Source organism: Clostridium sp. C2-6-12, from assembly GCF_009928485.1.
Taxonomy (GTDB): Bacteria; Bacillota; Clostridia; order Clostridiales; family Clostridiaceae; genus Clostridium.
Map to the genome: position 1 here is coordinate 15,629 of NZ_JAABNP010000036.1, position 24,261 is coordinate 39,889.

The 24,261-nt window shown below is 27.1% G+C and carries 33 protein-coding genes; 30 read left to right on the forward strand and 3 right to left on the reverse strand.

From position 1 onward, the window contains the following. Positions 1-332 precede the first annotated feature (332 nt). From GXK56_RS22450 to GXK56_RS22535, 18 genes are all read left to right on the forward strand, one after another. On the forward strand, positions 333-1,592 hold the full coding sequence (locus tag GXK56_RS22450; RefSeq protein WP_160691644.1) for a hypothetical protein: 1,260 nt from the start codon (positions 333-335) through the stop codon (positions 1,590-1,592). A 177-nt stretch (positions 1,593-1,769) separates the two neighbouring features. Further along, positions 1,770-2,438, forward strand: a complete 669-nt coding sequence (locus GXK56_RS22455) for a hypothetical protein (RefSeq protein ID WP_160691645.1) — start codon at positions 1,770-1,772, stop codon at positions 2,436-2,438. A gap of 14 nt (positions 2,439-2,452) precedes the next feature. Further along, positions 2,453-4,645: an AAA family ATPase gene (locus tag GXK56_RS22460; protein ID WP_160691647.1), complete on the forward strand. Its 2,193-nt coding sequence runs from the start codon at positions 2,453-2,455 to the stop codon at positions 4,643-4,645. Between the two features lie 46 nt (positions 4,646-4,691). Beyond that, positions 4,692-5,483, forward strand: coding sequence for a four helix bundle protein (locus tag GXK56_RS22465; RefSeq protein ID WP_160691649.1), 792 nt, complete (start codon positions 4,692-4,694; stop codon positions 5,481-5,483). A gap of 469 nt (positions 5,484-5,952) precedes the next feature. Beyond that, positions 5,953-6,537, forward strand: coding sequence for a hypothetical protein (locus GXK56_RS22470; protein ID WP_160691651.1), 585 nt, complete (start codon positions 5,953-5,955; stop codon positions 6,535-6,537). 137 nt (positions 6,538-6,674) lie between these two features. After that, positions 6,675-6,968, forward strand: coding sequence for a hypothetical protein (locus tag GXK56_RS22475; protein WP_160691653.1), 294 nt, complete (start codon positions 6,675-6,677; stop codon positions 6,966-6,968). A 93-nt stretch (positions 6,969-7,061) separates the two neighbouring features. Beyond that, a complete protein-coding gene (locus GXK56_RS22480; protein WP_160691655.1) occupies positions 7,062-7,937 on the forward strand; it encodes a hypothetical protein in 876 nt (291 codons plus the stop codon). Positions 7,938-7,952: 15 nt separating this feature from the next. Next, positions 7,953-8,144 carry a hypothetical protein gene (locus tag GXK56_RS22485; RefSeq protein ID WP_160691657.1) on the forward strand — a complete coding sequence of 64 codons (192 nt, stop codon included), beginning with the start codon at positions 7,953-7,955 and terminating at the stop codon, positions 8,142-8,144. Positions 8,145-8,276: 132 nt separating this feature from the next. Then, positions 8,277-8,549 carry a hypothetical protein gene (locus GXK56_RS22490; RefSeq protein WP_160691659.1) on the forward strand — a complete coding sequence of 91 codons (273 nt, stop codon included), beginning with the start codon at positions 8,277-8,279 and terminating at the stop codon, positions 8,547-8,549. Between the two features lie 157 nt (positions 8,550-8,706). After that, complete coding sequence (locus GXK56_RS22495) at positions 8,707-8,991, forward strand: hypothetical protein (RefSeq protein ID WP_160691661.1); 285 nt, start codon at positions 8,707-8,709, stop codon at positions 8,989-8,991. Positions 8,992-9,085: 94 nt separating this feature from the next. Further along, positions 9,086-9,757, forward strand: a complete 672-nt coding sequence (locus tag GXK56_RS22500) for a hypothetical protein (protein ID WP_160691663.1) — start codon at positions 9,086-9,088, stop codon at positions 9,755-9,757. A 308-nt stretch (positions 9,758-10,065) separates the two neighbouring features. After that, complete coding sequence (locus tag GXK56_RS22505) at positions 10,066-11,844, forward strand: CFI-box-CTERM domain-containing protein (protein WP_160691665.1); 1,779 nt, start codon at positions 10,066-10,068, stop codon at positions 11,842-11,844. 51 nt (positions 11,845-11,895) lie between these two features. Then, a complete protein-coding gene (locus GXK56_RS22510) occupies positions 11,896-12,729 on the forward strand; it encodes an abortive infection family protein (RefSeq protein ID WP_160691667.1) in 834 nt (277 codons plus the stop codon). Positions 12,730-12,790: 61 nt separating this feature from the next. Then, positions 12,791-13,747 (forward strand): hypothetical protein, encoded by a 957-nt coding sequence (locus tag GXK56_RS22515; RefSeq protein WP_160691669.1) that lies wholly within the window; start codon positions 12,791-12,793, stop codon positions 13,745-13,747. A gap of 30 nt (positions 13,748-13,777) precedes the next feature. After that, positions 13,778-14,356, forward strand: a complete 579-nt coding sequence (locus GXK56_RS22520) for a hypothetical protein (RefSeq protein WP_160691671.1) — start codon at positions 13,778-13,780, stop codon at positions 14,354-14,356. A 277-nt stretch (positions 14,357-14,633) separates the two neighbouring features. After that, positions 14,634-15,143, forward strand: a complete 510-nt coding sequence (locus GXK56_RS22525; RefSeq protein ID WP_160691673.1) for an HTH domain-containing protein — start codon at positions 14,634-14,636, stop codon at positions 15,141-15,143. 89 nt (positions 15,144-15,232) lie between these two features. Continuing rightward, the gene (locus GXK56_RS22530; RefSeq protein ID WP_160691675.1) at positions 15,233-15,514 is read left to right on the forward strand and encodes a hypothetical protein; all 282 of its coding nucleotides are present in this window, start codon (positions 15,233-15,235) and stop codon (positions 15,512-15,514) included. A gap of 161 nt (positions 15,515-15,675) precedes the next feature. Next, the gene (locus tag GXK56_RS22535) at positions 15,676-15,789 is read left to right on the forward strand and encodes a DUF45 domain-containing protein (RefSeq protein ID WP_160691677.1); all 114 of its coding nucleotides are present in this window, start codon (positions 15,676-15,678) and stop codon (positions 15,787-15,789) included. A gap of 23 nt (positions 15,790-15,812) precedes the next feature. Here GXK56_RS22535 and GXK56_RS22540 read toward each other — a convergent pair whose 3' ends face one another. Then, positions 15,813-15,950, reverse strand: coding sequence for a hypothetical protein (locus GXK56_RS22540; RefSeq protein ID WP_160691679.1), 138 nt, complete (start codon positions 15,948-15,950; stop codon positions 15,813-15,815). Positions 15,951-16,188: 238 nt separating this feature from the next. On the opposite strand from GXK56_RS22540, the gene GXK56_RS22545 reads away from it, so the two are divergent. The 3 genes from GXK56_RS22545 to GXK56_RS22555 all read left to right on the forward strand — a co-directional run bounded on the left by GXK56_RS22545 (position 16,189) and on the right by GXK56_RS22555 (position 18,340). Next, complete coding sequence (locus GXK56_RS22545; protein WP_160691681.1) at positions 16,189-16,860, forward strand: hypothetical protein; 672 nt, start codon at positions 16,189-16,191, stop codon at positions 16,858-16,860. A 99-nt stretch (positions 16,861-16,959) separates the two neighbouring features. Then, complete coding sequence (locus GXK56_RS22550; RefSeq protein WP_160691682.1) at positions 16,960-17,958, forward strand: PD-(D/E)XK nuclease family protein; 999 nt, start codon at positions 16,960-16,962, stop codon at positions 17,956-17,958. 43 nt (positions 17,959-18,001) lie between these two features. Next, a complete protein-coding gene (locus GXK56_RS22555) occupies positions 18,002-18,340 on the forward strand; it encodes a hypothetical protein (protein WP_160691683.1) in 339 nt (112 codons plus the stop codon). Between the two features lie 65 nt (positions 18,341-18,405). On the opposite strand, the gene GXK56_RS22560 is transcribed toward GXK56_RS22555, so the two are convergent. Both GXK56_RS22560 and GXK56_RS22565 read right to left on the reverse strand, forming a co-directional pair. Then, positions 18,406-18,696 carry a hypothetical protein gene (locus GXK56_RS22560; protein WP_160691684.1) on the reverse strand — a complete coding sequence of 97 codons (291 nt, stop codon included), beginning with the start codon at positions 18,694-18,696 and terminating at the stop codon, positions 18,406-18,408. Next, positions 18,686-19,666: a ParM/StbA family protein gene (locus GXK56_RS22565; RefSeq protein WP_160691685.1), complete on the reverse strand. Its 981-nt coding sequence runs from the start codon at positions 19,664-19,666 to the stop codon at positions 18,686-18,688. Before GXK56_RS22565 ends, GXK56_RS22560 begins: the two co-directional genes overlap by 11 nt. A gap of 331 nt (positions 19,667-19,997) precedes the next feature. On the opposite strand from GXK56_RS22565, the gene GXK56_RS22570 reads away from it, so the two are divergent. The 9 genes from GXK56_RS22570 (at position 19,998) to GXK56_RS22605 (ending at position 24,229) form a co-directional block, all read left to right on the forward strand. Next, positions 19,998-20,342, forward strand: coding sequence for a hypothetical protein (locus GXK56_RS22570; protein WP_207710283.1), 345 nt, complete (start codon positions 19,998-20,000; stop codon positions 20,340-20,342). Further along, entirely contained in the window at positions 20,335-20,688 is a 354-nt protein-coding gene (locus GXK56_RS22575; protein ID WP_160691687.1) for a hypothetical protein, read from the forward strand. Before GXK56_RS22570 ends, GXK56_RS22575 begins: the two co-directional genes overlap by 8 nt. A 474-nt stretch (positions 20,689-21,162) precedes the next feature. Further along, complete coding sequence (locus GXK56_RS22580) at positions 21,163-21,699, forward strand: hypothetical protein (RefSeq protein WP_160691688.1); 537 nt, start codon at positions 21,163-21,165, stop codon at positions 21,697-21,699. A 45-nt stretch (positions 21,700-21,744) separates the two neighbouring features. After that, positions 21,745-21,876, forward strand: a complete 132-nt coding sequence (locus GXK56_RS28640) for a hypothetical protein (protein WP_279283262.1) — start codon at positions 21,745-21,747, stop codon at positions 21,874-21,876. A gap of 96 nt (positions 21,877-21,972) precedes the next feature. Beyond that, positions 21,973-22,269 (forward strand): hypothetical protein, encoded by a 297-nt coding sequence (locus GXK56_RS22585; protein WP_160691689.1) that lies wholly within the window; start codon positions 21,973-21,975, stop codon positions 22,267-22,269. Positions 22,270-22,530: 261 nt separating this feature from the next. Next, positions 22,531-22,758 carry a hypothetical protein gene (locus GXK56_RS22590; RefSeq protein ID WP_160691690.1) on the forward strand — a complete coding sequence of 76 codons (228 nt, stop codon included), beginning with the start codon at positions 22,531-22,533 and terminating at the stop codon, positions 22,756-22,758. 22 nt (positions 22,759-22,780) lie between these two features. Beyond that, positions 22,781-22,972, forward strand: a complete 192-nt coding sequence (locus GXK56_RS22595) for a hypothetical protein (protein WP_160691692.1) — start codon at positions 22,781-22,783, stop codon at positions 22,970-22,972. 149 nt (positions 22,973-23,121) lie between these two features. Continuing rightward, the gene (locus GXK56_RS22600; protein ID WP_207710284.1) at positions 23,122-23,370 is read left to right on the forward strand and encodes a hypothetical protein; all 249 of its coding nucleotides are present in this window, start codon (positions 23,122-23,124) and stop codon (positions 23,368-23,370) included. A gap of 118 nt (positions 23,371-23,488) precedes the next feature. Beyond that, the gene (locus GXK56_RS22605; protein WP_160691696.1) at positions 23,489-24,229 is read left to right on the forward strand and encodes a hypothetical protein; all 741 of its coding nucleotides are present in this window, start codon (positions 23,489-23,491) and stop codon (positions 24,227-24,229) included. Positions 24,230-24,261: the final 32 nt, after the last annotated feature.

Genomic DNA, 24,261 nt, shown 5'->3' on the forward strand with positions numbered 1-24,261 from the left:
AAATTATAAATAAATCGTAGGAGATTAATAATAAAAAGCCAATTAACATTGGAACTACTTATGTAGTTCTTAATCAACTTATACTTTAGTTATTACTTAATTTAAGTATTACTCGAACAGTATAGAACCTCTAAAGTATAGATACATTTCTCTCATAATTTTATAATCAAATTAATTCAACTCATAAATCAATATTAGTGTGAAGAATATGCTTACGCATATGGTAGTTTCAATTTAAAGATATTGAGATTTAGTTGTTAAAAGATTTGAAAACTATTTATGTTATTAGTTCGACCCCTGCAAATGAGAAATTGTAAAATGGAGGAAATCCTATGATTACTAAGGATAAGATGATAAGTTTAAGTGGAGAAAAAGATTATGCAGTAGATATAAATGATACTGAATTATTAGAGGAAGCTAACAGTAAACTTTATAATATTAAAAAGCAATATATTGATAGGGTAAAGACAGTTGTTGCAAACACAAACCAATACAAGATGTATTTAATTAAGAATTTAGAATATATAAAATCACAATTGGTACTTAATATTAATGTGAAAACTACAGAGGAAGCAGTTAAAGTTTTAAAGGAAAAAGTTGATATGAGGTTACTGTTTGGAATTGATAACCAATATACAGAAGTCTTTGAATCAGAACTGTTCTTTAAGGAAGCATATTATGAAGGTATAGAAGATACACAAGAAGAAGCAGAAATTTCTATGTCAAATATTATCAATAAGAAGGATGGATTTATAAAGATTAATTATTCCATAGAAGAAAATAAAGGATTAGGAATGTGGATGTACCGATTATCTATTTATTCAGCAAAATTGTTAGGATATATTGCAAAAGATAGTGATACTGGAAGGCAAAGCTATTTTCTAAAGAGCAATTCTGATTTAGATGATCACAGCTATGACATGTACTTTGACATTATTGAGATATATGAAATTTGTAATAAATGTGAAAATCAATATTCGGCAATTAAGCAGTTATGTGAACTATTAAACATTCAAATTGAATATGAAATAGAGCAATCACATAAATATGAGAGTAACTTAAAGATATTACAGGAAACCTGCCTATTAGAACAGAGTTATCCAGTATTACATGATTGCCTGAAATATCACTCAGAGTTATTAGAAATAGTAAATATAGAAGGCAAAAAGTATATTAACTATTCGTCTAATAGTTATAAGGGAGAGAATATTTTCACATTTTCTAATGAATTTATTGGCAATAAAGCTGTAAGTATAGGACAAAAAGATAATAAGATTAAATATGGCAAAGGTACAGTGAATCCAAAGCTAACGCTTTTCTGCTTATTTGGATTATTATATAAAATTCCATTTCAAGAACTACCTAAGAATCACAGGCATAAGACTTTTGGATATAACAGAAAAGAGAATTATTATATAGTTCCTCAATATACAGAATCGGTTTTGCTTGAAGCCCAAAACAGGGTCAGAAAACTTAAAGAAGCTAAAGTAAAGCCTACTAAGTTTACTGGGGAGAAATGTAAAGTTATATTTGGTGAGGAAATATATAAAAGTGTCTTTGGGAATTATTACAAGGTAGAGGAAATAGGATAAAGATATGAGATTAAAGGATAAATTTAGAGGGACTTCATAAGAAGTCCTATTTCTTTTGGGTTGAATTGACCTAAAGGGGCTTAATTACTACGATTAGATAGTACAACCTTATTCGACCGTTTAACTATATAAAAGATATTACATTTTCTGTATTATATCTACAAGGAGTTGATGCCAATGATGAAAACAATTGAAGAGTTAGTTGAAAATATGAACGATAGAATATACAGAATACATATTGATGTGTTAATGAAAAATCTAAATAAATATAAAGCACAGAAGGATTTGCTTACGCATATATTTATGGAAGCCTATGGGATAGAGTTCAAGGATGAAGATAATTATTTAGCATTAAGGCAGTACATAGGAAGTATGGAAAAAGAGTTAGATGGAATAGCAGATATAATCAAGAGACTTAAACATAGGATAACTATTGATGGATTAGGTAAGAGTTTTGAGTCAACTGGCAGAGAAATATTTAAGATTACTCAAAAATATGTAACTGCTGTAAAAAAGTATGAAGCCTATATGAATTTATATAAACAATTAGAATTGCGGGAGAGCTTGGAAAATGAAATAACTATGGTGAAAAGGGTAATATTCGCAGTATCTAATTCAGATAAAAAAGCTATATGTATTGAAAATCCAACATTCAATGCTTTTAGTATTGAAGAGATAAAAGAACTTTTTGGGTTCTGGAATTATGTGAAATATGATGATGTTGATAGTGTGATCAGATTTGTAAACAAGAATGAAGCAGTATTTCAGAGAGGATATTCTTCAAACTACTTTGTTAAAGGAAATGTAGTCTACTACACAATTTATCCATCAGAGCTAAATGCATAGAGGAGATTGAAGAAATGATTAAACAAAAGATAAGATTTACAGTAATAGGAATTAAATATGAAAATGAAGCAAGAGATATTTGCAGAGCTGTTGTTAGAATTAAAGAAGAGAACAATAGAAGCATTGATATTGTTTATAACTACGTCAATCTGGTTATAAACCAAGAATATGAAGCTTTGGTTATTTTAGAAGTTAAAGCGAAAGAGTTTAGAGTTAAGGAAATCAAGGAAGTAGATAATATAGGCACTTTTGTAAAAGAGGATCTTGTTAATGACAAGAAAATCACTAAAGAGGACTATGAAAATATTGCTAAAGCATTTGAAGAGCAGTCTTTAGAAATGTTAGGCAATAAGGGAATATTGGTTGATTCAATTGGATTTGATGAAGAGAAAGCAGAATATATTTCTAAGAAAGTTAAAGCGTACATGGAGATATTAGGGATAAAGGAATATTTAAGTGCTAATAATATTAAAGCTTCATTAGCAGAGAAGATATATGAAAGTTTAGGTGAAAATTCTATTGAAACAATAAATAGAACTCCTTACATATTGCTTGATTTTCAAGTTAATCTAAAGACAGTAGATAAGTTAGCCAAAAGTTTAGGGGTTAATTATAACAGCGAAGCAAGAGCGAAATGTGGAATCTTAGAGTATCTGAAATATAATGCTGATCACAATGGTCATGTGTTTACGTCTAAAGAGGAACTGATAGAAAATCTAAGTGAGTATATGAACAAATTTGGAGGATATTCTGGCAAACGTAATATAGAAAAAGAGTTAATTGCTAAGGCTATTAATGATTTGGAATATGATAAGGAAATTAAAACATATTGCAATGCAGATAACATTGAATGTACATATCTTAGTGAATTATATGATTGTGAAACAGGAATAGCAGAAATTATTTCAAGAAAGATAATTAATAAAACAGCGGTAAGTAAAGAAATATTGAGAAAAACTGAGGAGTTTATAAAAATTTACTCGCAATCGAATCATGAGCCGACTAAAGACCAAATTAAAGCTATAAAAAATGCTGTTGTAGACAATATATCAATATTAAGCGGATTTCCAGGTACGGGTAAGACGAGTACATTAACAGCAATTGTAAGTTGTATAAAGCATATATATGAGGAAGAAAAGATTGAGGTAGTAGCATTTACTGGTAGAGCTGTTAGCAGGATTAATGAAATACTTCCAGAAGGTTTAGAAGCTAAAACTATTCATAGGCTACTTGGAATAGGCAAAAGTGGACAAATTCCAGAAAAAGTTTTAGATATTGATTATCTAATAATGGATGAAAGTACATTAATAAGTATGCCGTTAATGTATGCTGTTTTTAGTAGATTAAAGGAAGATACAAAAATTCTACTTGTAGGAGACCAAAATCAAATTGCTTCTGGAATAGGACAAGTATTTTCAGATATATCGAATAGTTCTGAAATTAAAGGTGAACATTTAACAAAGATATTAAGGCAGGATGGAAATTCGGTTACATTAAATAATATTAAAAAGATGTCTGAATATACTGGATTCTCAGATAAGAGTGGCTTAAAGTGCAAGAAAGGTGAATTTGAATTTGTGGAAATAGATAGAGATAGTGACATTCAGAATAAAATTGAAGATGAAGTAAGTAAGTTGATTAAGGAAGGTTATACCTTAAATGATATACAGATACTTAGCTCTATCAAGAGTGGAAAAGGTGGCACTTATATATTAAATAAAACCATTCAAGAGAAATTTAATCCAAACCCTAAAAGAGCAATATATAATTTGGTCGCAGGAGATAGGGTAATGCAAAATGTTAATCAGTATAACCGCACTATTTTTAATGGGGAGACAGGTATCATTATTAGGAATGAAGATGATGGAAATGCAAAACGAGTTATAGCCAGATTCAATTCTAATAAGGTTGTTGAATATATAGACGGAGATATATCTGAATTAGAAGCATGTTACGCTATGACGATCCACAAAAGCCAAGGAAGCCAGTTTCCTATCGTTATAATTCCTATATTAAAAGAATATAAAAGTATTCTAAACGCTAATCTATTATATACTGGTTGTTCAAGGGCAGAGAAACGTGTAATTCTAATTGGAAACAAGGAAACCTTTGATACAGCAATAAAGAATCCACAGTCAATTAAGAATTCAAATTTGAATGAGATGATAGAAGTTAGGATTAAGGAGAACCTTGATAAAATTGCATAGATAGGAATTAAAAAGAAAGTACATAGAACAAAAGAGGAGAAAATAAATGAATAAATATGACAAAATCTATTTTGAGGATTTTAGGAAAAAGTTTGCCTATGAAAAGGCTCTGGATTTAATTAAGAACGTGAATACAGTGATTGGAGTATGTGATACCAAAGAGAAGGCACATTTACTAAAAAGCACAACCAAAGTGGCTACAGAAATTGCATTAGCAATTAGTAGTATTCTTTCAGACCAAAGAAGAGACTTTCATTACAAAGTTTCTATAGGACAGGCATATAGTCTGTTAAAGTTATTGGAAGAATTGCAATCAGAAGATTTTAATGACTGTACTGGAATAATTGAGGAAATTATAAAGTTATTGAGAACATACAGAAAACAATTAAGAACAAAGGAGAATACACAAATGAAGAAAGTTGAAGTTGGAGATAAGTTAGATATAAGCAAAATACAGGAAATGGTTGATGGATTAAATGATAGTAGAACATTAAAAGCTTATCAGAAAATGCTTGAATTTTACACAAGATTATATTCTGTATTGAAAAAACTCCCCTTTTATGAGCAGTATTCGGTTTTTTCTCAAACGCAGAGAGCGGCCGAGAGTATTATTGCTAATTTGTCAGAAGGTAATGCCAGAGGACAGTTGGGATATAAACTTGTTGAAGCGAACTTTTACTCTGTATCTTTTGGGTCAGCAGTTGAGGTTCAAACATGGTTGGATATAATGAAAATTAAGAAATATATTTCAGAAGAGGAACATAGACTTTTGGATTTAATGCTTGAAGAAATTAAAAAATTAATTATAGTGTATATTAAGAAAGTTGCTGTGGCATAGAGTAAGTAGGGATTTTACCTACTTTTTTTACTGCAGGGAGTACATCATTATCAGCATTTCTATATTGAAGTTTAAAAGATAACGACAAGAAATTAAGATAAATCAAGGCTTGGAAAGTGATTTTTTGATTTTTTGCGGTATAAATATTACAAGTACACAACAGTAATAAATTTTGATATGAAGTTATCTATTAAACAACAATAAATCTTATGTTTTTTGATGAATTGTTAAAAAATAAAGCGTATAATAAAATGATGTTAAAAAATATGTAAAATAATAATAAATTAATAAAATTGTTAATGGTATTTAAATTTAAAATATGCTTGAAATTGATAAGGCAACAGCATAAAAGTGTTTTAGAGAATATGTTTAAAACGACATGATTTCCTGTGGTTTATGAAAAGTGTATCGTATTGACAAAATGTAATGAAAATGTTATTATTTTATTGTAAAGGAAGTGAAGTAAATAGTGAAAAATGATAAAATAGAAGATATAGATAATAGTATTAACTTATCCTTCGGTAAGATAATACAAAGGGAACGCATAAAGTTGGGCAAGTCTTTAAAGGATGTAGAGAAAGACCTAAGTAAAAAAGAAATAGTGATAAAAGACGGAAAAGAAGTAGAGGAAGAAAAAGCACAGATTACAGCGTCTTACTTAAACAGAATAGAAAATGAAGGAAGAAATAACCTATCTCTATATATGATATATTTACTTATGAAAGAGTTCAGCCTCGATGTCTATGAAGTATTTAAAAGTTTTGGGTATGAAGATGTTTTGCCTCAAAACAATAAGTTTGAGAGTATTGAGAGAATGATCAGGATTAATGATTTTGAAGCGCCCGTTAGGTTAGGAAATAAGGAATACAATAAACCATTAACATCTCTGGAAACTGACATATTAATCAATATTGTAAAAAATGTTTTTGAATTTGGAACAACAGATGAAGAAAATACAATGTATGTGCTGAAAAAAATATTGAGTGAGTTAGATGAATATAGAAAAAGTAGGAGAAAGTTAGCGGATAGTTTAATTGATGATACAACTAAATAGGTTGTGTCATTTTTTATAGATACTGTGTTGACTATATGCAATGGGAAGGAATTTCTTTAAATTATAGTTGACAAAAATATGAACGACCACTATAATTAAGATACACCAGTCAACGAAAAGCATAAGACGTTGACTAAATGATAATTAATAAAGGAGATAATATGAAAAATAATAATGTAAAAATGAATGAAATTATAAATAAAATAGGGATTGAAAAATTGAAAAAACTTTCTGTGATGTTGAGTAAGGTAGGAATACACAATTTACCTGCAACAAATGAAGTAACTAAAGAATATGTAATATTATTGAAATGTAGTGATTGTGGAGAAGTTTATTGCTTAGAATCATACGACTACAACGAAATAATGTCATTAAATCTTAAAGAAGAAGTATACAATTTAATCACTAAGGAAGAGATACAGGTGCATTAGGAATTAAGGCAATAAATTAATAACTAAAACTATGAAATTGTGGTGGATGGGTTGGTAAAGAATAATACGAAAGAGAAAATGGAGGAACTAATAATGGATAAAATAAAAAAAGTAATAATAAAATATCTTTTGAGTGAAGAAGGAAGAAAAAACAGCATACTTTTAGGTGGAAATGGACGAGAAGTTCAAGAAATTGAAGTTGAAGTTTCTGAGAGAATTTTAAAGATTGCTAATGTTGATACTGATGGAAATGTAGAATTAAATATTGGATTCAAAAAATCATCATCTGGTAAATCGTTAGAAGACATAATTGTAGATTATGAAGCAATAAGCGATGAATACGGAAAATATTTGATGGAAAAAACAGAAAAAAAACACTTTGACAAAATATCAGAACTTAATGAACTTTTAAATTGGGAAGAAAATAGAAGAGAGAAGTTAAAGATTTTAGAAGTAGAATATAAATTATATAGAAATGAAAGAAAGAAGAAAATGCAGGAAGTAAACATAAGAAGAGAAGAAGAATGCAGGATTCGGGAACAAGAACAACGTGAGTATAATGAAAAAAGAAAATTGAAAGAGCAAAAAATAAAGGAAGAGCAAGAAGAAAAGCTTAAAGCTTATGTAGATGAAAGAAGTAATTGGATAAATGAATATGGAAGCCAATATCTAAAGAATATTGTCAAATTAGGATATGATGTAGATTCTAAATATGCAATTGAGAGAGCTAATAAAGAAATGCCTAATTTTGAAGTAGATATAGATGATAATTCAGCATGGGGAGAGCAAGATAATCCAAGTGAAAAAGCTGTTGAAGAGGTAATTGAGCTAATAGAGAATGGATATAAGGCAGAAGTAGTATGGCTTACAAGTCCAGTTAATCCAGATGATGAAGATGACTTTGAAGAATGTGAAGCTATAGGCATAAGAGAATATTTAGGTAATTATTACTTAGTTAAACCTATATAGATAGGAAATGGTTAATTGGTAAGTATGTTCTGCGGAAATGAGAGTTTTAAAGAGCCAGATGATTTAAATATAACATCAAAGGAAGAATTAACAGAATGGTTGGAATTTTGGCAAAATCATGCACTGGTATGTGATGAAGAAATAATTGATGTTAATACTATTAAAAACTATTGCCCATATAAGAACTTATACATTGCTATAGCCTAAACCAAGTTAATATATGGACAAACATTGAGGAGCATTTGCAGTGTTCCTCAGTAAAAAAAATAAAATCAATGTAATTATAGTTTAAAAGAAATAAAAATTCAATAACTAATGTTAGTCAAGGAGAGAGTTACTATGACAGTTATAGATAAAAAAGTATATGAAAGTAAAAATAAAAATGGAAGAAGAATATTACTTGAAGTTAATGGATATAAGTTAGTAGATTCAAATGAAATTATAGAAATAGAGGCTTTAAAGCAACATTTCTTGATTGACCACAATAATGATAAGGTATATAGCATGTGCTTAGAAGAAGCATATGAATTGTTAGCAGTATATGTTTGTAATGATACAACAAATAAGGGATTAATGGAACTAATTAAAGAGAATATAGAATTTGGATTTTAATATAAATAAAATTAAATTCAAGATAGTGAAGGGACTATGCTAAAGTGCTTTGAAAGTATAGCAAACATTATTGTTTTTCTTGAACAAGGAACTATTAAAGAGTGCATAATGAGAAAAATGGATTAATACTTAATGAATATAAGAAGGAGATGTATATATGAAGAGGATTACTGAATTAAATGAAAGAATAAAATTAAAGGAAGATTTGGCTTGTGAGAAGCTTAAACATATTTCAAGTCTATTAAAATACCAATATTCAATAAACAATACATATGAAATTAATAAGAATGAATATTCTATCATAATTGAGGAGGAAGAAGTTTTTGTTAATCATACTTACGATATTGATAAGTTGTTAAAAATTGATGTTGATATGGAGACACGAATAATAAGAGGAGCATTTTGTATGTGCATTGCAAGAATAATAAGTGGAATTGTTTAAATAAACAATATTTGCAAATAATACATGATTGTGTTACTTTGCTGACACATAAGTATCAGCAAAGTAATTATATAGAATTAAGGAGAAGTAGGTTATGAAGAAATATAATGATATAAGACAAATAATAAAAATAGACAAAAAAAATGGTTTTTTAGAAGTTATGAATAGTTCTTTTGGAATTGGTAAAGTTCAAATAAATTTCAGGGAATATGATGAAAATAAGGAAAAAGGAAATAGACTTACTAAAGAAATTGACTTATTTATGGATATTGGGAAATTCTTTGTATTTACTAATGATGTGCTAAACGGGAGAGTTGCAAAATTAGCAGATATTGAGAGAAACAGAGCAAAACAAGAAAGTGATAAATTAGGGAAAACTGTATATCCAAAAGAGCTTGATATATATACAGATATGGGGGGATTAAATGCTGAAAATTTAAAGAAATCGGACGCAAAAAGAAAAGCCAAGGGTCTAAAATCTCTCACAGAAATGTATGCTATTCCAGAGGGGAAAGCTTTATCAAGACAGTTAAAAATTGTTCCAGGTATTAAAGCACCATTTGTATTAAAGGCAGAAGTAGGGAGTGGAGAGGAAAGCGATACAGGTTTGATAATACCTAAGTATGGAAATAAGCCAGAACAAGTAATTATAATACCTATGCAGGTAGATGATTTGAAACGGTTTGTACTTATTGTTAATGCACACATTAATGCTTTTCTAACATCCACTTATATACAATCTGTAGACAACTACAAAATAATATAGAATATATGATGTATAGTAGTGTTTTATGGTGAAGAGAAATAATTGCTAAGAAGAAAAGCTTTATAAATAAAATTTTATTTATAGAGCTTTTGTTTTTCTAAGTTTAAATATTGCTATGTTTATCCATGATATACAAAATTGTGGTAAAATATATAAATAAGTAAAAAATGTTCTACATAAAACATATATCTTGATAGAATTAAAGATTATAGAGAAGTCGTTATTAGGTAATTATAATCAAAATAGAACTATATTATTAGTAATAAAAGAAATAAATATATTATGATTTGAAAATAATGGAGGAGACTATGGATTACATAAATATTTCATATAAAAAAGTTGATAGCCAAGGTAAAAGTAAAGTTAAATATAGCGTTGAAGATAGAGAGCTTTTTGCAGAAGAAACAGCTATACATTATTACAATGAAGCAGGATATAAGGGAATATGGAGCGAAAATGGTTATTGGTGGTTTTTATTAGGTTTGCTTTTCTGGGATGTAATTTTTGCTAAAGTAAATGGAGCTGTAATAATTAATGCAGATAAGTTTGGAGAAAGAATATATGTGGGGTCACCACAATATGATGAAATGTTTAAAATTTTTATTGAAACTAATGGTATGCCAGCAGATTATTTTACACCAGATTTTTATAGAAATCGAGAAGCTTTAATAAATAATAGAATAAAGGAATTAAAATGTTCTGATATTCAAAAAGAATTAGAGAAATCGTATAAGAAAAATTATGGCAAATATTTTAGAATGATTGAGAATTGGAATAAGTTTTCATTAAATGAACTTAAAATCGTTTTCAATATGCTAACAACGGAAAAAGTATTAAATATATTGGAAAGGATTATTAAGAATATTACTGAAAATAGAGCAGGATTGCCAGATCTTATTGTATATAATGATAAGGAATTTTTTTTGTCAGAAGTAAAAAGTGAAAAAGATAAATTATCTGAGCAACAAAAAGAATGGATTAGTTTTCTTAATTCATTGGATATAAAGGTTCAACTTTGTTTAATTAATCATACAGATAAACAAATTGCTAATATGAAAAAGAAAGAGAATGGCAATAAAAAATTCATAACTATATCATTTGGAAATTCAACAAGTAAGAAGAGAAATGACGCAATAGAGTTTATACAAAAGCAACCAACATTTTCTACTAAAGGTGATGGTAAAGAACAGATATATGAAGCGATATTTGATGTTAATGATATTGAGAATTTATATAAGATGTTAGATTTTACAAGTGGTTGGAAAAGTCAAAGAATAGAGATAGATGGCAAGGTAGTTAAATCAACAGAATTAAGAAATGCTTTATGGTGTTTTAGAGAAAAGAATAATATAAATGCTCCAAGTGATTATTGTAAAATGGGACTATATGATAATGAAAAAAACACTTATGGATGTAAAAATGTAACTATTAATACCGAGAGATGGGTTGAGCATGGTTATATTAGTACCGATTCAGGTGATTGGATTTTTGATAAATCAGATTTAAACAATATAAAGACTGAGACTATTGAAAAATTAAGTTATTGCCCTTTGTTTGACAAAACAAAATTAGAAAAAGCATTTGAAAAACTTCCAGATATAATAAATCCAGTTAAAGATAAGGAATGGGGCTATGTATCAAGTGATTATAATACTTGGATGTATTATGATGGAGAATGGATTGGAAGCTGGGGAAATACAAATTTTCCTGGAATATCATCTATGATAGGTATTCAAAAAATAAATAAAAAAGAATTAAATGAGGCAATAAAATATTCTAAAAATACACTACAGGATAATAAGATTTCGCTTGAATTTAAACCTACTATTCAACAAAATAGAAAATCAGGTTGTTTTATTGCGACTGTTGTATATAAAAGTTATGAATCGCCAGAAGTACAGTTGTTAAGAAAATATCGAGATAAAGAATTAAATAGGTGTTTTTCAGGTAGAATTTTTATAAGTATCTATTATAAAATTAGCCCTTTAATAGCGAGTATCTTAAAGAAAAATAATAAGTTAAGTAACTTGGCAAAGTATTTTCTTGATATATTTGTGAAAAGAATATCTGATAAATATGAGAATTAAATATTTTATAAATTAATTTACTAATTAATAAGAATTAAAGAGGGATGTTATATGGCTGATTTAACAAGTGTTGATAAGATAAAACTTGAAAGACTCTTAGAAATGGGAGGCGGGTATGTTTTAGATTTTAGCAATAATTCATTTCAAGATTTTGTGAATTCAAATGTAAATAGAGACATATATAATGATTGTTATAGTGATATGGGAAACTCAAAAGCTAATAGGCTTAAGTCATTTTGGAAAAATGAAACCAATTATTTGGTAAGTAAGTTAATCAGAGCATTATTGGATTATTGGAAAGAAATTAAGGAAATGAATGATGAAGGATTAAATGATAAAGAAAAGAGATTATTTCAAGAAGGATATGAAATTGCAGATAAATTAATTAAAAATGACGTAAAAGAGCATATAGACGTGATTTTAAGTAATGACTTTATAGACGAAGATTTTGAATTACTATCTAAAAACATTAGAGATACTATAGAAAATAATGAACCAGAATTAGCATTGGATAGACTTCATACTTATTCTGTGAAATATATAAGAAATATTTGTGACAAACACGGTATTACATATAATAAGAATGAGCCACTAAATAGCTGTTATGGAAAGTATATAAAATTTCTAAAAGATAAAGAATTGATAGAGACAGAAATGACAGAAACAATCTTAAAATTTTCAATTTCATTGCTTGATAAGTTTAATTATGTAAGAAACAATAAAAGTTTTGCACATGATAATTCAATATTAAACTATGATGAAAGTATGTTAGTTTTTAGAAATATAACAAGTATAATAGGTTTTATTAAAGCGATTGAAGAAAAAATGTTTAAAAGAGAAGACAACATTGATATTGATGATAATTGTAGAGATATGCCATTTTAAATATCAGATAGTATAATATATAATTAAATAAGATAATAAATGTAAGAATAGAGGATATTATATGGGAAATGATGTTTTGAGTTTAAGTGAAAAACAAGTTCAGGAGTTAATTGCAGATTATCCTTGGCTTTTAAATATAGATTATGAAATAGTCTCAGGATTAAAAAATAAAGGTATGGAGTATATACTTTCGGATAATAAAAGAGCAGATCTTATATTAAGAGATAGAATGACTGGTAGACCTATAATTATTGAATTTAAAGCAGTACCCTTTTATAGAGAAAATATAGGACAAATATTAGAGTATAAAGCAAGAATTATTAGTGAATCTACAAATGAAAATTCAGTATTAAAAGATATTTTTGCTGATAAAATTTATTCACCGATAATGATACTTGTAGTGCCAAATTGCTCTGCCGAAGCAAGACTTGCTTGTAATTTATCTGGAATAGAAATTTACGAATATAACAAAATTGTTAAAGAAATTTTGATACCTGAAAAGAAGAGAAATTTAGAAGATTTTAAAAAGGATTTTGATATTAAAGATATACCATTCAATATAGATAGGGATGAATTGGTAAAGAGAGTTTACAATGATATAAAAGAGGTTTTATGCAAAGAAAATTTACTTGACGGATGGATTGAATATAAGAAACCATCTGGTGAGTATTTTCCAACATTAAACCATTTATTTGTTAATAAATGGTTATTCTCGAATAATGCTGTATCTATAGGAATTTGTGAATCTATTTTTGATGAAGAACATACAAATTTTGTGGCTATAGAGTATTATTCGGCTAATGAAAAATTATTGATAAAGTTTATTGAAAAGTATAGAGAATTGAATTTAATGCCTCAAAATAATGATGATAATATCAAAAGCGAAAGCTATGAAGAATTTTATTGGACATTTTTAGTAGATAAAAAAGAATTCTTTAATAACACAAAAGAAATGATTAAAACTTATATCAAAAATTATGAAAATATAATGAAAAACCATTTGAAATTATATGAATAAATAAGTGGCTGAATTAAGGAGAAATTTTATATGAAGAAAAAGGTAATAATAAATTTTGCTCAAAAAATTTTGTCAGTACATTTAAAATATATATTTATTAATGAAAATAAATTCATAATAGAAAAGGCGCATAAATACAGTATAAATAATCAACATGGAAATTTGGCTGAGACTAACTTTTTCGGTAAGGAATTAGAGTTTACAATAAAAAGAGACAGATTAAGCATACCAATTTCTATTCAATTGTATAAAAATGGTGCAGGGTATTACAGAGTATTTGTTTATAATAATATTGGTATGCTGACATCAGTTAATTTAAGTACAGGATATTCAGATGAAGAGATAGACTTAGAGATACAACTTAAACTTTCCAGTAGAGACATGACTAAAGATGACAGACAAAGATATAGAGATATGTTAGTAGCTGATGTTGAAAGAGAAGGTGTTGAAATAAGAAAGCTAAACACAGTATACTTCGGCAAATATAATGTTGAAAATAATTATTTTATTGATACAACCCCAGAAAAATTCTTGGAGCAGTTGATTAAAGTTGCAATTATTAAAGGCCATTATATGAAAAATAAGGGATATGAGCTAAAAATGCTTTAAGTATAAAATTTAATTACAAAGAGTTTATTATGAAAGTAAAGTTTTTGTGAAAAGAGGATTATTGATGGATGTAGCAGACTCAACAAGAACTACAATAAATAAAGAACCATCTTATAACTTGAAAAGGAGAATATTGTTATGTGAAAACTCTCCTATTAGACTATTATTTATAAAATGTAAATTGCACGAATTAAAGTCATGGGTATCCGTCCTTTAGAGATGTAATAGTATTTAAGTACGAAAAATAAACTATAAGTATTATAAAAGGAGATTATAGATGGAGATTAATTCAATTAAGACTATCGTTTCTACAAACTTCAATCAAACTGAAGATGTTATAAGAAAAGATATAGAAAATTTGCTCGAAAATTATAAAATTGAACTCAAATCTTTGAGTAAGATGATAGGAGTCGATTATGTTTGGTTGAAAGATTATATGGATGGAAAAAATAAATTATATGATTTCTTTAATAATATAGTAAATTCTGGTGAGAATAATGAAGAGAGTTTGAAAAGTTCTAATATTCCAAACCCTCCGCATTTATGCAACATGATTTTCATGTTATCTGAAGGGATAAAAAGGGTAAATGAAGATGAGCGAGTTAAAGCAGTAATAAATTTGCTAATATGTGAGTTTGATATTAGCTATGAAACCTTGGCTATATATTCAGGAATTGAACTAACTGATTTGCTAAGTTTTATGAATGATACTAATTCTGTTTCCTGTGAGAAAAAATATAAGTTAGCAGTGGCAAGTCTATTTTTGCATTATTTATTTAAACATTAGCCAAATTAATTCACTGTTACCATAAGAGACGTAATAGTTAATTATGGCGAAGAGACATAATATACATAAATAAAAGGAGGGGGATTTTGATGTTAAAGCACTGTAAAAAGTATATTATATTTATGGCTTGTATTAGTTGTGTTGCTTTACTATCTATTGAGTTGGCTAACAGAGATTTTAGTAATATTAAAGATAAGTCCAGTAGAATAATAATTAAATCCACTGAAATGGGAGATATTCCAGATATTAAAGAGCTTACAAATGATGAAAGAACAAGGGTGACAATACCAGCAACTAATGATAACGCCCCAGTACAATCACTGCCTGTACCTAATACTAATGTACCTATAGTAATTAGCCCTTTATCATAAGAGAAACTTATTAATATAATTATATAATTAATGACAATTTTCCCAAAAGGTATCACAATAATCTCTTTAGTGTTATTATAATCTAATAATTAAATAAAAGCATGAATGTTACTTGATTAGCGATGTATTATGGATAAATCAAATGGTCTTGATTATAGTATATGTATCAAAAAGACCACTCAAAAGAGTTCTGGGAATTTGTAGCTTATGTACTTACAGATTATGAAATGAGAAAAGAATGGCTAAAAAATTATGGAGTTAGAATGGATTTATAGCAGGGGCATTAAACCCCTGCTCTTTACAAATTATCTTCATTTTTAGATTCTATTTCTTTAATATTATATTTATTATTTATATAATTCAGTATTATTGGAACGGCCTCTACTGCTACTGTTTTTGATAAATCAAGACCTAATTCTTTAAATTTTTTATTCATTTTTATTACTTCTTTTCTTTAATTAACTTATAAGTAAATTATACAAAGTATTTTATTTTGGTATGAGTGGCAAAATGCCTACTATGATTTTTATGGAGAAAGATACATGGAAAGAAATATTTTTAAAATATTAAACAATAAAACTAAGGTATGCAATTATTTATGTCAGATTAAAGAATATTTTGGTCTCACATATATCCAAATAATTAATCAAAAAAATGAAAAGTGAGAGTGTAGTATGGAATATTTAATCAAATTTGGAGCGAAGGAAAATGTAGAAAAGTTACAATCAGGTGATATATTTATGCAACCAATGAAATATTATAGGGAATTAGAAGAGAAGTATAAGAAAAAGGGACAAGGAGATAAATATGAAGGAAAATTACATATGACTTGTCCAGGAGGAATTATAAGTTTAGAAGAAACACATCAATCTAAAGTATTAAGCTGTTCTATAAGTTATTCTGAGTATGAAAGAAATTTGGTAGGATGTTTTTATAATGTAGATGAAGAAAGATTAAAAGCTAAAAATTCAAATGACATAACACCTGATATAATTGATTTCAATGATAAGGAAAAACAAGAATTTGCAAATTGGGGAGATACTGCATTAGTAATTTATAAACCACAATTTATTAAACGCCTTGAAATGAAGCTTAAAGAATATAACATTAAATGTGTGACCAATAAAGTTAAATATTATAATCCTAAAAATCCAGATCAGAATTGCATAAATGATTACCAAAATTATTATGATTCAATGTTATTTTGGAAAGATGATTATTTTATTAATCAAAATGAATTTAGAATAATATTATCTAAAAAATCAATTGAAGGAGAAACAGTAATAAATATAGGAGATATTAGTGATATTAGTAGGTGTTATAATAAGGAAATTATTCTTAATTAAGAGGCTATTAATATTATGAAGATTACATTAGTATTTAAGAACTGTTATATAGACATTGAAATTTTAACTTTAACATAATATCAGTAGTAGGAGACGAATATGAATATTTTTAATGTACTTAGTCAAGGAAAAGGTAGTATAAATGAGGAGAATATGAGTGCAATGTTAGCTTTTTTGCTTTCAGATAGTCAAACTCATGGTTTAGGTAATGTTTTTCTAAAAAGATTTTTAATGCTTATATCAGAAAAATCAAGTAATATTGTAGATTTTAATAATTTAATAAATGATAAAAATATAAAAATAGATGTATTATTAGAGTCACCATATCAAATTGGTAATGGGAGAAAAAGAATAATAGATATTGAGCTTAGGGTATACATAAAACAATTTACCCAGAATATTAATGAAAATGAATTTAAGGAAGTTAAGAGGATTTGTATTGAAAATAAAGTTAAACATCAATCTGTTGATGTTACACAATTCAAGGAAGAGTTTGAAGGGATTAAGAATGATGTCCAAGATGATGAAAATATAGAAATACTAATGATATTTTTGACACCAGGATTTGCCACTGAAAAATATGAAAAAGAATATAATGAATTAAATCAAGAATTACTTGGACCGAACAAGAAAGTCTGGATAAATTGGTATAATGAAAATGATAATTGTATAAGTAAAATTATTACTGATTTATTAAAGGATGAAGCTAATGCAGAAATTGATCCTATTAATGAATATATAAGACATACACTAAAAGCATTTGTAAGACACATAATAGAAACTACAACTGTAACTATGACGAAGAAATTGGGTAGTAAGGATGAGAGTGAAGATAACATAAGAGAATCAATTGAAATTAATATTGATAATGCTAATTATGTTATTGAAATGTATGAGAGTGGTACTATAAGGGTATTTAATCTTGAAAACCAAGAATATGAGGTTGCTAAGCCTTTGCTAAGAAAAATAATTGAAGTGAAAAATTTAAATGTTAATTTGGATTTAGGAACAGGAAATAATAAAAATACAAGACAACTTGGAAAGGATGTTATATCAGAATTAAAAAAACTTGAAATATATTATAATGTAATGAGTTAACGTTGTTGCGGCCGCGCTGTTAATAACATGGAGGCGTATTAATTTGAAGATAACTGAATTTATTGAAAGCGAAATTTATAAGGACTTAGATTATAAGGTTCAAGAATTACTAAAAGATTTAATTGAAAAATTAGGAGATATAGATTATGAGATAATAAAAAGAAATGAACCTGTTTTAGTTTTTAAAGTTAGAGAGATGTATCAAGCAAATCCAAAATCTAAGGATAACATTGCAACAATAAGATTGAAGCAAGGATATATTACTGTAGGGCCATATAAAAATAATGATGAAAACATAGTATGTTGCAAACATAAAGAAGACATAAATGATAAGTTAATACAGGAAATTAAAAATATCTATAGTGAGAAGATGGGCAATTAAGATATTTCTATAAATTTAAAAGATGGACAAGGCGTGGATTAAGCATGTCCATCTTTTAATATTGCTTAAAATATATTCTTTATAAGAGATTTATCATTGTTACTTAATGAGTTTAGGATATTCTGACTTGTAGTGGTTTGTGAATTACTGTCAAATGAATAATTATTTTCTTTAAGCACTTTCTTTATAATCTCTTCAATTTTAGCCTCTAATTCTGCATTTGAAGTATTTTTATTATTCTTTTCAGCTTTCACCAGTTGACATATGTAAAGACTTATATTAGGTTTAGTTTTTAGAAATTCATAAACATCATTATAATGTTCACAAAAGCTGATGGACAGCTTTTTAGTCTTCATGTTTAGCCTCTAAAATATTCAAGTAGGATAAGCAATTTGCGAACTGGTCTTCGATTATCGCAAGTGGATATTGAGAAAGAATATAATCTTTCAAAAGGACTGAACCGCCACCACAGAAGACGATGTTACTATTGTTGAATGTCAAACCTCTGCTTCTACCGTAGTTAAAGATTTCATTTACATGCTTACTAATGATATTCTCTATTATTGTCTTACTATCAGCCTTTTTTATTCCTGAAACATAGAGAAAACCATCGTTTGAAAATATTTCTTCTACATCATCATCATTTACAATAGTCCCATAGACTTCTGTTAATTTCTCAGCTATTTTAGCCCTTAAAATATTAATGCCTAAGTTTGAAATATTCATGCTGTAAAGCTCTGGTACTAATCTATTAAATGTGCAGTAATTTACGTTTAAAGACCCTACATCTATAACTGTTACCTTCTTGTCTCTAAAATCATTTATTCTATTACCACAATATATCGGTCCCATAGCTTCTGGTAGAACAACTAAAGAAGCTATTCTAAAAGCATATGCTGTACCATTAACGTTCAATGATATGATTTCGCTATTGTTCTGGATAAATGACTGGTATGAAGTTTTTGAATTACCGTTTTTATATAAATTTAACGGAGTATTTACAGCTAAATGGATTTTAGGCAATCCCATTTTCATTGCGTCAGTAGCTTGTATTATTTTGCATATTGCTAAGTAAATGCTTAACTGATGATCTATGGTATGTTTGGAAATCTGGAAGTTGCAGGAATTCTCTGATACCATATCACCAATTAGATAAGATTTTCCTTGGAATTCGATCAAGTGGGTATTACTTGATAAAGTTATATCTAAATTTGAAACTTCCTGTACTTTTGTTCTAAAGAGAACTTTTTCTATTTTTTCTCCATTTTTTGTAAGCACTTTAGTGTAGCTTTTACCTGTGTCAACGCTTATCATTATTTCTTTCATCTTTTGTTACTCCTCTGTTTGTTTTAAGTATTTTTGTATCATATACAGTAGCAATGCAAATTATTACGAATTGTTACGAAATTTTCTTACTAAATAGGTTTGACTAATAGGAAGAATTGCGAATAGGTAGCATGTATATATGTTGCATATAGTAAATAACAGATATAGAACGTTGCATATCTTGGACACCGCTGTTTCACTATATTTGTTATAATTTAGTTAGGGAGAAAAGTTGATAATTAAGTAAATTCTTATAAAGTTATAAAGTAAACATTATACATAATAGGTATAAGTTTGAAAGTATAAGGTTTAAGATATTTGATGGAATGAGATGAATAAAATGAGTAGAGCTGATACAATGAACCAGAAAATAAGGAAGAATATTAATGAGTTATTCAAAAAATCTGAAATATTAGCGAAAACTTATCCAGGCAATATGGTATTTGATTATATTGAAAGTAAATGCCATCGAATTGTTCTACACCACGATCCAATTTATACAATAGATTTTGATAATGAAATAGAGATGTTAAAAGAAGTTATAAAATCAAATCCAAATAATGAAGCTATTAAATCTTATTACTATTGTGTGGTCAAAACAAATGAGATGATTAAGACAAAATATAAGAATAACATATCTAAACAAAAGCATGGAGGAAAAGGAGGAGTTGATTAATTATGGAGTTTGTAACGTTGGAGATGTAATAAAACAAATAGGGCTTTATAAAAAAGAAATTTTAAAATCTTGTAAAAACATAGATACTAATAATGAAGTTGATGAAATATTTAAAAGGTATTTTGAAAAAACTATGAAATCTTTGGTGGATTTATGGCTAAACGAATTAAGTGATAGAATTGAAACTAAAACCAATCTGTATGTAGATGTTAAACCATTTTTTAAGAAATTAAATCTTAATGAGAATGAATTTGAAAACATGATAAAATCACATAATGCTGAACTTATAAAAATAATAAATGTAAAGGATATTCTTAGTAATCAAAACATGTTAGAGAATACCTAATATTAGAATTAAGTAGCAGGAGGAAAGATACATAAATTGATTTAAATATAGATATGTAAAGGATTATGAGGTTTTAAGAGAGCGTTTTGAGAAAACCACAAGTTTAGAGGAAATGATAAGCAGGATTAAGAGTGAATAGGATTAATGAAAATAATATTTAGAAAGGTGTTGTATTTAAATGAAGAAATTGAGTGATTTAGTGCCATAAGAAGTATGTAAGGAAATTAATTTAGGTATTTGGGACGAACATACTCCATATGAAAATAAGTTAGAACTGTGGAATGGTATTCCTTTAGGGGAAGATGGGATACAAAGAGATAAATTAGCTATTTGTCTTATATATAGTATGGGACTTAAACATTTATTAGAGATATTACCAGGTGAATCAAAAAGTGAATTATTTAAACTTCTTAAAGAAGAGTAAATTTAAATATTTTAAGAACTATAGAATGATAATAGAAAGGAAGATGATAAATGGGACAATACATACAAGCGGGAATATGTCATAGAATTAAGGTAAGCAAGATAGAAATGGAACAGAACCGAGTTAACTTTGAGGAACTTAAAGAAGGTTTTGCAAAAGAAGTATTATTGGAGTTATATGATGTTGAAGAATTTGAAAGTGCATATATATTTTCATTAAGAAATGATGTATTAGAAAATGGAGATTTGGTTAAGTTTTTAGTTGAACAATATGAACTTTTAAATATATCTAAAGATAGAACTGATAAAATTATTGATAGCCTTAAAGGATTAAATAAAGCTGATGATATAATTGAACTTGCAGAGAAGAAGAGGTTTGAAAACTTCCAGTGCATTAGTGTTTATGATAATATATATTGTACCATGCGGGAACGTAGGGTAATGGTTGAATATGAAATGATGATTTTTATGTTGGAAGGTAAGATTATGATGGAGAGTTATAGGCGTTTTCTTAGATATTTAGAAAATTTGATTGTAAAAAGTAGCTCATATGGATTAGCAGGAGCTGTTAAGGTGGTTATAGGGTGATGTTAGGAATAATGAAGAAGAAAAAAGGGTTAAGGTATTATCAATATGGCTATTAAAAAGGATATTAATAAGAAGATAATTAATGCAGTCCCTAAAAAAGTTACTAAAATAGATTTGAAATCCAAGATACATAAAGAATTAGAGAGCTTGGTTAAAATAATTGAAAAATCTAAATAGTTGTATAAAAATAATATTTTTAAGTTTTGATATTATTATATGGAGAAGTAAGGTTTATTTTATATTCCTTAATACTAATTCAGGAGTGATGAAGTAATGGATGAATTTACAAAGCAGATTGTTGATTTAATTAATAATGAAGTGGAGAAAAGGGCTGAGAAAATAGTTAGTGAAAGGCTTAATGGCATAGTAAAGAGTTTGGCAAATAAGCTTAGTATAGAGGATATATCATGGGCTACAGAATTATCAATATCAGAAGTTAGAGCAATTTTGCAGGAAACGGTGGAGAAACAAAATAATATTTTAAAGCTTTGCGGAAAAAGTGATGAATTGGAAACGATAGAAAGCTACTTTAGATTAGGTAAAGAGAAGTCAGATAATAAAATAGATTGATATAAATAAGATAAGCTCTGGAAATAATCCAGAGTTTATTATTTTAGACAGAAATAGTTAATGGTAAATATAGAGTTTATTTTAAATAAATGGTATTATAATAAGTGTTATAAATTAAATTTTTTTGTATGGAATACATCGGAAAATGATATTTTACTAATAAAATAAATTAATTTCGTATTAACAAATCCATTAATATATAAAATATTAATTTTTATACATAACTCGATATAAAAGAAAATTATTTTGAGGTGATAAAAAATGAAAAGGAATAAAATATTTCATACAATATATCTTCTAACTTTATTTTTGTCATTTGTTTTAACTTTTTATATAGGATTTGAAATTATAAAGCTAAAACATACTATATTTAATTATATTATTTTAGTAATTGCAAGTGGATGTTTAGAATCATTAGGTATTAATATTTATAAGAGCAAAAGAAAAATGATTAAAGATGGCAAAGATTTTCGATGGATAAAACTATAAGGATAATTGTAGGAGGATATGTATGATTCATATTAAAGTTAAGGTTTGCAGAATAATACTGGTGATTTGTATTATAATTCCAATTTTGATTTTATTATTTGAAATAATATGTAGAAATAATTATAAAGCTATTTCATATTCTATAACACCTATCATTATAAGTGGTAGTGGACTAATTTTAAGTTATTCTTCATCAAAGAATAAAAATAAATAGATATATTTTTACAATATATATTTTATTTTAATAGTAATTAATTGCTAATCAAATTGAATTAGAGTAAAAATAAGGAGAAGAAATTTTTTGAGAAAATCAATAATGTTTATGATAAGTTTAAATTAAAGACCAAGAAAATAAAAATTTTTGTGGGAACTTTTTTAGTAGTTATTACAGGGGTGATAAGTATTAGAATTTATTCATATTCTAACCAATACGAAATTTTATTTTCTAATCTTAATGACTCAAATTTACAAACTGTAGTTGATACTTTAAAAGCTGAAAAGGTAGATATGAAAATAGATGAAAGTACAAATACAGTTACAGTTCCCAAAAATCAAGTAAATAACTTAAGATTAAACTTAGCTCCTAATTTAATTCAAGAAGTAAATGATTAATCAAGTAGCAGATTGACATATCATACTATTTATAGTAAATTGGTGATATTTTTGTTATGTAATGTTCTTAAGAGGCTTAATATTAAATTATGGTGAAGTTATAGGAGAGTTAAAGTTAATGAGAAAAATAAGAGATGTATTTTATTTAAATGCAGATTTTAATGAAAAATATTTTCTGTATTATGGAATGGAATTTAAAGAATTTATTAAACATAATCCAATGATTATAGAAAATATTTTGGTGACCGAAGGAAATTATATTACTAATAATTTTAATAGAAGTTGGTTCTTGGAGACTGCCAATGGGAAAAATGATATTTTTGAGTTATCAAAAGAAGATATTTATGGGTTAGGTAACTTCCATTGGATAGACTATAATGATGAAATGAACTTAAATAACTGCACTCCTGAAGAGAAGGCAGAAGTATTATATTTATCACATTTTTGTAAGCCCTTGAATTCGCCATTTTTTAGCAGAATAAATAATAGTTTTGTTTATCTGGCTCATGATGATGGATGGTTTTGTAAATTGTATTGCAAAGATATGTCAGTGTTTAAAGATATAATTGCAAATAAAATTATAGATAGTTTTTCTACCAATAAAAGAAGAAAAATATATTCTATGCCTGATGACATAAAAAATGAAATACTTGAATTAACTAAGAAAGGACTTTTAATAGACTTTTCTAATATATGCAAAGATAATAAATGTATTAGTTTAAATTATTATGCTATTGGTCATTATGAAAATATGGATGAAATGTATAATAATCTTGAGCGAAACATGAGCCGAGCAGATATTAAGGGAACAATTGAACATAAAAACAAATCATGGGAAATATATACTTGGTATAAATAACCTAAAAGTTTAATTGGTATTATTTTTAAGAG